We start from the raw sequence: 11,455 nt of genomic DNA on the forward strand, positions 1-11,455 counted from the left end.
CCCTTAAGGGGCGCGGGGAACTGCGCGACCGGCCCCCACCGGCCCGCAGACGACCACGCACCCCCAAAAAAACACGCACCCCAAAAAAGGCCCCGTCAGCGGTCGCTGAACCGCTCCCCCTTCGCCGCCTTCTCCACCAGCAGCGCTGGCGGCGCGAACCGCTCCCCGTACCGCTCGGCGAGCTCCCGCGCGCGGGCCACGAACGCGGCCGGCCCGGTGCCGGACCCGTCACCGCCCTCGTAACCGTTGATGTACTGCAGGACACCGCCCGTCCAGCCGGGGAAGCCGATCCCGAAGATGGATCCGATGTTGGCGTCGGCGACCGAGGTCAGGACGCCCTCCTCCAGGAGGCGGACGGTGTCGAGCGCTTCGGAGAACAGCATGCGCTCCTGCATGTCCCGGAAGGGGATCTTCGCGTCCGGGCGCGTGAAGTGCTCCCGCAGTCCGGGCCACAGCGCGGCCCGCTTGCCGTCCGCCCCGTACTCGTAGAAGCCCGCGCCGCCGCTGCGCCCGGTGCGGCCGAACTCGTCGACCATGCGGTCGACGACCTCGTCGGAGGGGTGCGCCGTCCACGTGCCGCCCGCCTCCTCGACGGCCCGCTTCGACTCGGCGCGGATCTTGCGGGGCAGGGTGAGCGTCAGCTCGTCCATCAGGGAGAGCACCTTGGCGGGGTAGCCGGCCTGGGCGGCGGCCTGTTCGACGGAGGCGGGCTCGATGCCCTCGCCGACCATCGCCACGCCCTCGTTGATGAAGTGCCCGATGACCCGGGAGGTGAAGAAGCCGCGCGAGTCGTTGACGACGATCGGGGTCTTCCTGATCTGCCGTACGAGGTCGAAGGCGCGGGCCAGGGCCTCGTCGCCGGTGCGCCCGCCCTTGATGATCTCGACGAGGGGCATCTTGTCGACGGGCGAGAAGAAGTGCAGTCCGACGAAGTCGCTCTGCCGCTCGACGCCCTCGGCGAGCGCGGTGATCGGCAGGGTCGAGGTGTTGGAGCAGAGCAGCGCGTCCGGTTCGACGATGTGCTGGATCTCCTGGAACACCTTGTGCTTGAGCGCCGGGTCCTCGAAGACGGCCTCGATGACGGCGTCGCAGCCCGCCACGTCCTGGGGATCCGCGGTGGGCGTGATGCGGGCGAGCAGCGCGTCCGCCTTCTCCTGGCTCGTACGGCCGCGGGAGACGGCCTTGGCGCAGAGCTTCTCGGAGTAGGCCTTGCCCTTGGCGGCGGCCTCGGCGGAGACGTCCTTGAGGACGACGTCGATGCCGGCGCGGGCGCACGAGTACGCGATGCCGGCGCCCATCATCCCGGCGCCGAGTACGGCGACCCTGCGGACCTGGCGGGGTTCGACGCCCTGGGGGCGGTTGGCGCCGGAGTTGACGGCCTGGAGGTCGAAGAAGAAGGCCTGGATCATGTTCTTGGAGGTCTGGCCCGCGGCCAGTTCCACGAAGTAGCGCGCCTCGATGACCTGCGCGGTCTCGAAGTCGACCTGGGAGCCCTCGACGGCCGCCGCGAGGATGTTGCGCGGCGCCGGGTAGGGCGCGCCGCCCGTCTGCTTGCGCAGGTTGGCCGGGAAGGCGGGCAGGTTCGCCGCGAACTTCGGGCTGGCGGGGGTGCCGCCCGGGATGCGGTAGCCGGGCTTGTCCCAGGGCTGGCTCGACTCGGGGTTGGCGTCGATGAAGGCGCGGGCCTTGGCCAGCATCTCCTCCTGGGTGGCCGCCACTTCGTGGACGAGGCCGTTCTCCAGGGCGCGCCGCGGGCTGTACTGGGTGCCCTGGAGGAGCACCTTGAGGAGGGCGTCGGCGATACCGAGGAGGCGTACGGTCCTGACGACGCCGCCGCCTCCGGGCAGCAGGCCGAGCGTCACCTCGGGGCAGCCGATCTTGGAGCCGGGCGCGTCGAGGGCGACCCGGTGGTGGCAGGCCAGCGCGATCTCGAAGCCGCCGCCCAGGGCCGCGCCGTTCATGGCGGCGACGACGGGCTTGCCGAGGGTCTCGATCCTGCGCAGGTCGCGCTTGATGGCGAGGCCGCCGTCGAGGAGCTGCTGGGCCGTCTCGGGGGTGACCCGGATGAGGTCGCGCAGGTCGCCGCCCGCGAAGAACGTCTTCTTGGCGGAGGTGAAGACGATGCCGCGGACGGCCGCGGGGTCGGCCCGCACCTCGGACTCAAGGCGGTCGGCGATCGCGGTGAGCGACGCGCGGAACGCCTGGTTCATGGTGTTCGCGGACTGGCTGGGATCGTCGAGGACCAGGGTGACGACACCGGTGTCGTCCTGTTCCCAGCGGATGGTGGTGCTCTCGGTCATGAGGGTTTTCTCCGTAGAAGTCCGGGGGTCCACTGAAGTCCCGGGTGCCGCTGACGTCCCGGGTGCCGCTGGGGAGTTACAGGCGCTCGACGATCGTCGCGATGCCCATGCCGCCGCCCACGCAGAGCGTGGCGAGGCCGAACCGCTTGTCCTGGCGCTCCAGTTCGTCGACGAGCGTGCCGAGGATCATCGCGCCGGTCGCGCCGAGGGGGTGACCGAGGGCGATCGCGCCGCCGTTGACGTTGACCTTGTCCAGGGACAGGCCCATGTCCCGGGCGAACCGCAGGACGACCGCGGCGAAGGCCTCGTTGATCTCGACGAGGTCGATGTCGTCGATGGTCAGCCCGGCCTTGGCGAGTGCCTTGCGGGTGGCGGGCGCGGGCCCGGTCAGCATGATGGTCGGCTCGGAGCCGGAGACGGCCGCGGAGACGATCCGCGCGCGCGGGGTGATCCCGTACCGCTCGCCGACCTCCTTGGAGCCGACGGCGACGAGCGAGGCGCCGTCCACGATCCCGGAGGAGTTGCCGGCGTGGTGGACGTGGTCGATCCTCTCCACCCAGTGGTACTTCTGCAGCGCCACGGCGTCGAAGCCGCCCAGGTCGCCGATGTCCGCGAACGACGGCTTCAGTCTGCCCAGCGAGTCGGCGGTGGTGCCGGGGCGCGGGTGCTCGTCGTGGTCGAGGACGACGAGTCCGTTGCGGTCCTTCACGGGCACGACGGACCTGCCGAACCGGCCGTCCTTCGCGGCCTCGGCGGCCCGCTCCTGGGACAGTGCCGCGTACTCGTCGACGTCCCGCCGGGAGAAGCCCTCGATGGTGGCGATGAGGTCGGCGCCGATGCCCTGGGGTACGAAGTCGGTGGCGAGGTTCGTCATGGGGTCGGCGAACCAGGCGCCGCCGTCGGAGGCCATCGGCACCCGGGACATCGACTCGACGCCGCCCGCGAGGACGAGGTCCTCCCAGCCCGAACGGACCTTCATCGCGGCCAGGTTGACGGCTTCCAGGCCCGACGCGCAGAAGCGGTTCTCCTGGACACCGGCCACGGTGTCCGGCAGGCCCGCGGCGATGGCCGAGATCCGGGCGATGTCGGAGCCCTGGTCGCCGACCGGTCCGACGACACCGAGGACGATGTCGTCGATCGCGGCCGGGTCGAGTCCGGGGAAGCGGGCCCGGATCTCGTGGATGAGCCCGACGACCAGGTCGACGGGCTTGGTGCCGTGCAGGGCGCCGTTCGCCTTGCCGCGGCCACGCGGGGTGCGGATCGCGTCGTACACGTACGCTTCGGTGGTCACTCGTGAGCCTTTCAGGAGGAGCCCGGGGGCACTGGGCGGGTCAGCCGAGCAGGGAACGGCCGATGATCTCCTTCATGATCTCGGTCGTCCCGCCGTAGATGGTCTGGATGCGGCCGTCGGTGAAGGCCTTCGCTACGCGGTACTCCGACATGTAGCCGTAGCCGCCGTGCAGTTGGAGGCAGCGGTCCGCGACACGCTTCTGCAGTTCGGTGGCCCACCACTTGGCCATCGAGGCGTGCACGGCGTCGAGTTCGCCCGCCGAGTGGTCGACGACGCAGCGGTCGATGAAGGTGCGCGTGACGGCGCACTCGGTGGCCATCTCGGCTATCTCGAAGCGGATGTGCTGGAGCCTGGACAGGGGCCGTCCGAAAGCCTCGCGCTCCTTGACGTACTCGGTGGTGATCTCCAGCAGGTACTCGGCGGCGGCGATCCCGGCGACGGCGATCCCCATCCGCTCCTGCGCGAGGTTCGTCATCAGGTGCACGAAGGCGCCGTTCAGCTCGCCGAGCAGGTTCTCCTTCGGGACGCGTACGTCGTTGAAGAACAGTTCCGCGGTGTCCTGGGCCTTCTGGCCGATCTTGTCGAGGTTGCGGCCCCGTTCGAAGCCCTCCGTGCCGCGTTCGACGACGAGCAGGGAGAGGCCCTTCGCGCCTCCCTCCGGGGTCGTCTTCGCGACGACGATCACGAGGTCGGCCAGGATGCCGTTCGAGATGAACGTCTTGGAGCCGTTGAGCAGCCAGTGGTCGCCCCGGTCCTCGGCGTGCGTCCTGATGCCCTGGAGGTCGGAGCCGGCGCCGGGCTCGGTCATCGCGATGGCCGTGATCAGGGAGCCGTCGCAGAACCCGGGCAGCCAGCGCCGCTTCTGCTCCTCCGTACCGAGGCCGGTCAGATAGGGCCCGATGATGTCGTTGTGCAGCCCGAGGGCGAGCCCGGCGGCTCCCGCGCGGGTGAACTCCTCGGCGAGCACCGCGCTGTGGCGGAAGTCGGCGTCGCCGCCGCCCCCGTACTCCTCGGGGACGGCGAGGCCCAGCAGTCCCTGCCGGCCGGCCGCGAGCCAGGCCTCGCGCGAGACGATGCCGTCCTTCTCCCACTGCTCGTAGTGCGGCAGGACCTCCTTCGTGAGGAAGGTGCGGACGGTCTCGCGGAACGCCTCGTGCTCGGGCGTGAAGATCTGCCGCTTCATTCGGGGGTGCCCTTCGGTCCGGGAGCTCCCGTCGGTTGCGGGGTGCCCTTCGGTTCGGTCGGTTCGGGAACGCCTTCGAGGAGGCCCGGTACGTCCCAGTCGCGGGCCACGTCGGCGGTGCCGGTGCCCGGCAGGGCGGGTCCGCCGCGGACGGCGGTGGGGGTGGCGGAGAAGCGGGGTGCGGGGGCGGGCTGGGTGATGCCGCCGTGGTCGGTGAAGGTGCCGCGGGCCACGAGATGCGGGTGGTGCGGCGCCTCGCGCAGCGACAGCACGGGCGCCACGCACGCGTCGGAGCCTTCGAAGACAGCCGCCCACTCGTCGCGCGTACGGGTCCTGAAGCGGGCCGCGACCGCCTCGCGCAGCTCGCCCCAGCGGGCCAGGTCCTTGCGCGCGGAGGCGTACTCCCCGAGGCCGAGCAGCTCGGTGAACTCCTCGTAGAACTGCCTCTCCAGGGCGCCGACCGCCATATGGCGCCCGTCGGCCGTCTCGTACGTGCCGTAGTAGGGGCAGCCGCCGTCGAGGAGGTTGGCGCCGCGCCGGTCCTGCCAGCCGCCCGCGGCCAGCATGCCGTGGATCATCGAGGAGAGGTGGGCCGTGCCGTCGACGATCGCCGCGTCCACGACCTGGCCCGCGCCGGTCGCGCGCGCGTGGTGGAGTGCGGCCAGGACGCCCACGACGAGGTACAGGGAGCCGCCCGCGTAGTCCCCGACGAGGTTCGCGGGGACGGCCGGCGGCTGGTCGGGAGCGCCGATCATGCCGAGGGTGCCGGTCAGCGCGATGTACGCGATGTCGTGCCCGGCGCGCGGGGCGAGCGGCCCGTCCTGGCCCCAGCCGGTCATCCGTCCGTAGACGAGTCCCGGATTGCGGGCGTGGCAGGCCTCGGGTCCGATGCCGAGGCGCTCGGCGACACCCGGCCGGAAGCCCTCGACGAGGATGTCGGCGCGCTCGACCAGGCCGAGGACCCGCTCGGCGCCGTCGGCCGCCTTGAGGTCGACGATCACCGAACGCTTGTTGCGGTTGGTGACGTCGTGGGCGGGGTCGATCGCGAGGGATCCGCCGCCCGGCCGGTCCACGCGGACGACGTCCGCGCCCAGATCGGCCAGGAGCATGGCGGCGAACGGGCCCGGCCCGATGCCCGCCAGCTCGACCACGCGCACCCCGGCCAGCGGACCGTGCCCCGCCGATCCCGGTCCCGCCGTATCCGCCGATTCCGCCCCTGCCGCCGCCGTCATCAAGCCCCCAGCACTGTGACACAACTGATGTAACATCAGTGATGTTAAGAACGCGTTCCACTTCGCACAAGCCCCCGGCGAGCAAGCGCTCAGTCAATTCTGGAAGCCGGGGCCGATTCCCGCGACGGGGCCCTGCTCCCTTCACTCCTGTCGCACGCTAGCCTCGGCCACCGACAACGGCGCGGGCTGAACGGCTGAGAGGTGCCATGAGCAGGCAGCACAGGACCGGGCGCGCGTACGACATCGTGCTCTTCGGAGCCACGGGATTCGTCGGCGGGCTCACCGCGGAGTACCTCGCCGCACACGCTCCCGAGGGGCTGCGCTGGGCCATCGCGGCCCGCGACACGGCGAAACTGGAACGGCTCCGGGACCGCCTGGCGGAGATCGACCCGGCGTGCGCGGAGCTGCCCGTGCTGCGGGCCGATGTCACCGATCCGGTCTCCCTGCGGGAACTCGCGGAGCACGCGCGCGTGGTGGCCACCACCGTAGGCCCCTATGTGGAGTACGGCGAGGCCCTGGTGGCCGCCTGCGCGGACGCCGGCACCGACTATCTGGACCTCTGCGGAGAGCCCGAGTTCGTGGACCTCATGTACGTGCGGCACGACGCACGCGCGCGTGAGACCGGCGCCCGGCTGGTGCACGCCGCCGGATTCGACTCGATCCCCCACGACCTGGGCGCCTGGTTCACCGTGCGGCAACTGCCCGAAGGGGTGCCGCTGACCGTGGACGGCTTCGTGCGGGTCGAGGCGATGTTCTCGGGCGGCACCTTCGCCTCCGCCCTCAACCAGTTCGCCCGCGGACGGCACATGCTCGCCGCCGCGCGCGACCGCAGGCGGCACGAGCCACGCCTGGTCGGACGCCGGGCGTACGCGCCCCCGAGCGCCCCGCGCTACGCGAAGGAACTCGGCGCGTGGGCACTGCCGCTGCCCACCATCGACGCACAGATCGTGCAGCGGTCCGCGCGGGCGCTGGAACGGTACGGGCCCGACTTCCGCTACCGCCACTACGCGGCGGTCGGGACGCTGCCGTCGGCCGTGGGCGGGGCGGCCGGAGCCGGGGCCGTCTTCGTGGCGGCGCAGGTGCCACCCGTGCGGCGCTGGCTGTCGGGCCGGTTCAAGCCGGGTGAGGGGCCGAGCGAGGAGAAGCGGGCCGCCAGCTGGTTCTCGGTGCGGTTCGTGGGCGAGGGCGGTGGGAAGCGGGTCTTCACCGAGGTGGCCGGTGGGGATCCCGGCTACGGGGACACCGCGAAGATGCTGGGCGAGTCCGCGTTGTGTCTCGCGTTCGACGAGCTGCCCCGCACGTCGGGGCAGGTGACGACTGCCGTCGCCATGGGGGATTCGCTGATCGAGCGACTTCGGGGAGCGGGGATCACTTTTCGGGTTGCGGCCACGCGGTGATGCTGCGCCGGCGAGGGCTGTTGGGGTGTTGCCCGGAGGGCTGGTGCGGGTCGGGTGTGGCTGGGGGCGCAGTTCCCCGCGCCCCTAAAGGCACTGGGCCCGTGCGGTCAGAAGGGCCATTCCACGAGCGTGTAGATCATTGCGGCTGTCCAGGCCACGCCTGCCAGCACCGCGAGGGCCAGGCCGGCCATCATTGCCCGCTCGACGGGCTGGGTGGCGGTGCCTGCGGCGGGCTCGGGAGCGCGGTGTGTCGTCATGGGCCAAGCTTGTCGATCATGGCGGGCCGCGACATCCGTACACGTACTCAGAACACGTACTCATGTCGTCGTCGCCTTCAGGGCACGGCGGCACAGCGCGTCCGCGTGGCGGGTCGTCTCCGGGAGGCGGAAGCGCGGTGCGAGGTGGAGGGTGTGGGCGCAGGCGTTCTCCAGCGTCACCCGGTGGCCGACCGAGACGAACACCGGCTTGACGCCCGCCTGGGTGCGCAGCGCCCGGCCGACCTCCTCCTCCCCCGCGAGCAGCGGGGAGGACGAGCCGCGCGGGGTGCCCGGCTCCTCGTGGGCGAACGTGAACGGGCTCTTGGCGACCCCGATCGTCGGGAGGCCGGTGAGGACGCCGAGGTGGCTCGCCAGGCCGAAGCGGCGGGGGTGGGCGAGCCCGTAGCCGTCGCAGACCACCAGGCCCGGCGCGCACGGCAGCGCTTCGAGGGCCGCCATGACCGCCGGGATCTCCCGGAAGGCGAGCAGCCCGGGGACGTACGGGAAGGACACCCTGCCGACGGCCGTGGACTCCGCGACCACGTCCAGGGTCGCCGCGTCGAGCACGACGGCTGCGGCCACGACGACATCGCGTTCGTCGTCGTAGGCCACGTCCACGCCGGTCACCCGGCCGGTGCCCGGCGGCGGGCCGGGTTCGTCGAGGACCACCCGCCCCCGCAACTCGTCCTGCACGGCCCGGGCCCGCTCTTCGGTGGCGGGCCAGCCCGCGGGGATGCGTACGGTCGTCGTCATGGTGCCGAGAGCCTAGGGCCTGTCGTCACATTCCCGACGTCCGCCCGGAGGGCGGGCCGGGCGGCGTCTGGTGCGTGCTCTCGGTGTGCCGGGCGGAAGCCCTCGTACTGGACGTACTTGGACTTTCGCCCGGTGCAGCGAGTGGGGGTCCCCCGGCCGGAGGCTGGGGGGAGCGTGCCAGGCGTCGCCCGGCAGGCGGGAATTTGACGACAGGCCCTAGGGCAGCCCGCGGGGTGCCGGAGCGTCAGCGTTCCAGGCGGGCCACCCGGCCCTTCTCCCCGGAGGCCCAGCAGGCCCGGTCCGGGGTGCAGTCCACGGTGTCGTACGAGCCGGTGTCCAGCGTGCGCCAGGTGCGGCCGCCGTTCGTCGTGAGGTCGGTGCCGGTGGGGCCGACCGCGAGGGCGGAGGTGCGGCTGTGCGGGAGCCAGGTGACGCCCGAGCGGTAGGCCGGCGGCGGGGCGTCGGCCGTCGTCCAGGTGCGGCCCCCGTTGCCGGTGACCGCCGCCGCCTTCGGCGAGGCCTGGTCGGCGCGGTAGTCGCCGCCGACCGCGATGCCGTGCGTCCGCTCGCGGAAGGCGAGGGCGAAGACTCCGCGGGCCGGGTCGCCCGCCGGGACGGGGGTGTCGGTGGCGGTCCAGGTACGGCCGCGGTCGGCGGAGTGCAGCACACGCGCGCGTGCCGCCCCGCCCGTGGCGAGCCAGACGTCCCGCGGTCCCGAAGCGACCAGGCACTGCCCGCTCGCCGCGAAGCCCGCCTCGCCCTCCTGGGCGGCCGGCATGCCGTCGGCGGGCAGCACCTTCCAGGAACGGCCGCCGTCGCCGGTCGACAGGATGCGGAACTTCCCGTCCACGGGATCGCTCATCGCCAGGCCGTGGCGCGCGTCGAAGAAGGTCACGCAGTCGTAGAAGGCCTTGGCGTCGGTGTTGCGGAAGGACTCGGTCCAGGTCGCGCCGCCGTCCTCGGTGCGCAGGATCCTGGACGCCTCACCCTCCCCGATGGCCAGCACCACGGCCCGCCTGCCGTCGAAGGCCTCGACGTCACGGAACTCCAACTCGGCGGCTCCGGGCGGCGAGACGTTCCGCCAGCTCGTGCCGCCGTCGGTGGTCCGCAGGACGGTGCCCTTGGAGCCCGCCAGCCAGGCCGTGTTCCGGCTGACGGCGGCCAGGCCGCGGAACCGCGCGTCCGTGCCGCTGTCCTTCAGCTCCCAGTGCGGCTGCCGGTGCGGGTCCCCGTGCGTCGGTTTTGCGCCACTCGGCCCCTGATCGGCGGTTCCGTCCGCCTGCGCCGACCCCGTGAGCGCGGCCGCGAACGCCGCTCCGCACACCCCCACGGCCAACAGGCGCCCTGTGAATCCCTTGTTACTCGTGCGTCGCGTCTTGCCCAAGCCCCTCATGGCGGGCGAAGCTAGCCCACTCCCCCGATCACGTCCAGATGCCCCGGGAGGCATCAGCGGTCACTCAGGAAATCAACGATCACTCCCGTGATTGAAGGCGGTGACGGAGGTCACTAGGACTTCATGCGTTTTCGCAGGCACGGATTGGCCGGTTCCGACGTCCTTACAAGTGCCCGGCTCATCCGTCCGCAGTTCGTCCGCACGTCACAAGGGAGCAAGGCGTTGTCCACCGTTATCGAGCAGCCCGTAGAGGCCCGCCTCGTCGCCGCCGCGCCGCGGATGCCGAGCATTCCCGCGACGCTCAGCTACGACCCCCACGATCCCTTCGCGGTCCGCATGTCCTTCCCGGCCCCGTCCACGCTCGAAGGCGTGGAGGTGTGCTGGACCTTCGCCCGCGAGCTGCTCGCCTCGGGCCTGGAGGAGGAGGTCGGCCACGGCGACGTCCGCGTGCGGCCGTACGGCTACGACCGCATCGTCCTGGAGTTCCACGCTCCGGAGGGCACCGCCGTGATCCACGTGCGCGCCGGCGAACTGCGGCACTTCCTGGCGAGCTCGACGGAGCTGGTGCCCGTCGGTCTTGAGCACCTTCACCAGGACCTGGACCACGACCTCGCCGAACTGCTGCGCGACTCGTTCTGAGCGGGCTCCGGTGAGCAACTCCGCCTGGGCGACTCCCGCTGAACGACTCTTACCGGTTCGGTGGCGCGTCCGCTGAGCCGGTCGTACGTTCCCGTGTTCCGCAGCTCCCGCGCGGCACGGCGGACGACGCTGGGCGCTGCCCACTCCGCGCCCGGCTCCTCAGTGCCCCGGCACCCCGGGTGCCGCCATCGCCACGGACACCGCCGACCGCACCTCCTGGACCGCCTGCCGCAGAACCGGGGTCGCCGTACCGCTGCGCTCGGTCAGCGCCGCGATCCGCTCCTCGTACCGCCGCCGCTCCCTGCCCGACACCAGCGTGCGCAGTTCGGCCGCCGCCGCGAGGGCGACGAGCGCCGCGTCCCGCTCGGACACCTCATGGACGGGCAGCGGGCCCTCCAGCACCTGCCGGGCCTCCGCGCGCAGACCCTCCACGACGGCGACGCGGCCGATCTCGTACTCCACGGACGGGAAGACGCCGAGCACCCGGGTCTTCTCGGCACGCAGATATCCGTCCGCCGCGAGCTGCGCCTGTACGGCGTCCAGCGTGATGCGCGCCCGCAGGCCGACCCACGTCTTCCACTTGTGCGGCCGGGACTCCTCGATGAGTTCCAGGAGTCCGTCGAGGGCCGGGTCCCCGGTCCTGCCGTCCGGGTCGGTGGGCGTGGCGACGCCCTCCGCGTCGGCCAGCAGCCCGCGCTGCGCCAGCTCGGTGAGGGCACCGGCCCGGACCAGGTGCGGGAGCTGGGAAGCGCTGGTGACCTTGAGCTTCGAGGTGTCCCAGGCCAGCAGACAGAGACGGGCGGGCAGCGAGAGCGGGCCGATGGGCACGGGGTCTCCTTCGGACGGTCGGGGGCGGAGGAATCGGGGGCGTGGGGATCGTGGGCGGGGCCGAGGTCAGGGTCGGGGTCGGGGGCGGGTCGGGGGCGGTTATAGGGGCGGACGGGGGCTGGTTCAAGGAAGAACAGGAAGTGGGAGAAAAAAAAACAAATAAAAAGCAGCACATAATAAAT

10 protein-coding genes are annotated in these 11,455 nt (G+C 72.1%); 2 read left to right on the plus strand and 8 right to left on the minus strand.

Translation table 11 applies throughout. The annotated features are described in order from the left end of the window. Positions 1 to 95: 95 nt before the first annotated feature. From ACFVH5_RS41420 to ACFVH5_RS41435, 4 genes are all read right to left on the minus strand, one after another. Positions 96 to 2,300 carry a 3-hydroxyacyl-CoA dehydrogenase NAD-binding domain-containing protein gene (locus ACFVH5_RS41420; RefSeq protein ID WP_385838854.1) on the minus strand — a complete coding sequence of 735 codons (2,205 nt, stop codon included), beginning with the start codon at positions 2,298 to 2,300 and terminating at the stop codon, positions 96 to 98. A gap of 76 nt (positions 2,301 to 2,376) precedes the next feature. Then, positions 2,377 to 3,591, minus strand: coding sequence for an acetyl-CoA C-acetyltransferase (locus ACFVH5_RS41425; RefSeq protein WP_385838855.1), 1,215 nt, complete (start codon positions 3,589 to 3,591; stop codon positions 2,377 to 2,379). 40 nt (positions 3,592 to 3,631) lie between these two features. Next, positions 3,632 to 4,774 carry an acyl-CoA dehydrogenase family protein gene (locus ACFVH5_RS41430; protein WP_385838856.1) on the minus strand — a complete coding sequence of 381 codons (1,143 nt, stop codon included), beginning with the start codon at positions 4,772 to 4,774 and terminating at the stop codon, positions 3,632 to 3,634. After that, positions 4,771 to 6,006: a CaiB/BaiF CoA transferase family protein gene (locus tag ACFVH5_RS41435; protein ID WP_385838857.1), complete on the minus strand. Its 1,236-nt coding sequence runs from the start codon at positions 6,004 to 6,006 to the stop codon at positions 4,771 to 4,773. Before ACFVH5_RS41435 ends, ACFVH5_RS41430 begins: the two co-directional genes overlap by 4 nt. Positions 6,007 to 6,212: 206 nt before the next feature. Here ACFVH5_RS41435 and ACFVH5_RS41440 point away from each other — a divergent pair, with 206 nt between their 5' ends. Next, on the plus strand, positions 6,213 to 7,403 hold the full coding sequence (locus tag ACFVH5_RS41440; protein WP_385838858.1) for a saccharopine dehydrogenase family protein: 1,191 nt from the start codon (positions 6,213 to 6,215) through the stop codon (positions 7,401 to 7,403). Between the two features lie 107 nt (positions 7,404 to 7,510). On the opposite strand, the gene mmpA is transcribed toward ACFVH5_RS41440, so the two are convergent. From mmpA to ACFVH5_RS41455, 3 genes are all read right to left on the minus strand, one after another. Then, a complete protein-coding gene (gene mmpA, locus ACFVH5_RS41445) occupies positions 7,511 to 7,660 on the minus strand; it encodes a morphogenic membrane protein MmpA (RefSeq protein WP_385838859.1) in 150 nt (49 codons plus the stop codon). Positions 7,661 to 7,720: 60 nt separating this feature from the next. After that, positions 7,721 to 8,413: an endonuclease V gene (locus tag ACFVH5_RS41450; RefSeq protein WP_385838860.1), complete on the minus strand. Its 693-nt coding sequence runs from the start codon at positions 8,411 to 8,413 to the stop codon at positions 7,721 to 7,723. Between the two features lie 244 nt (positions 8,414 to 8,657). Further along, the gene (locus ACFVH5_RS41455; RefSeq protein ID WP_385838861.1) at positions 8,658 to 9,806 is read right to left on the minus strand and encodes a WD40/YVTN/BNR-like repeat-containing protein; all 1,149 of its coding nucleotides are present in this window, start codon (positions 9,804 to 9,806) and stop codon (positions 8,658 to 8,660) included. Between the two features lie 222 nt (positions 9,807 to 10,028). On the opposite strand from ACFVH5_RS41455, the gene ACFVH5_RS41460 reads away from it, so the two are divergent. Continuing rightward, complete coding sequence (locus ACFVH5_RS41460) at positions 10,029 to 10,445, plus strand: SsgA family sporulation/cell division regulator (RefSeq protein ID WP_107019990.1); 417 nt, start codon at positions 10,029 to 10,031, stop codon at positions 10,443 to 10,445. Between the two features lie 159 nt (positions 10,446 to 10,604). Here the strand turns inward: ACFVH5_RS41460 and ACFVH5_RS41465 are convergent, their stop codons facing one another. Beyond that, positions 10,605 to 11,273 carry a GPP34 family phosphoprotein gene (locus ACFVH5_RS41465; RefSeq protein WP_384808691.1) on the minus strand — a complete coding sequence of 223 codons (669 nt, stop codon included), beginning with the start codon at positions 11,271 to 11,273 and terminating at the stop codon, positions 10,605 to 10,607. Between the last annotated feature and the right edge of the window lie 182 nt (positions 11,274 to 11,455).

Origin of the sequence: Streptomyces sp. NPDC127119, from assembly GCF_042677425.1 — a bacterium.
Lineage (GTDB): Bacteria > Actinomycetota > Actinomycetes > Streptomycetales > Streptomycetaceae > Streptomyces.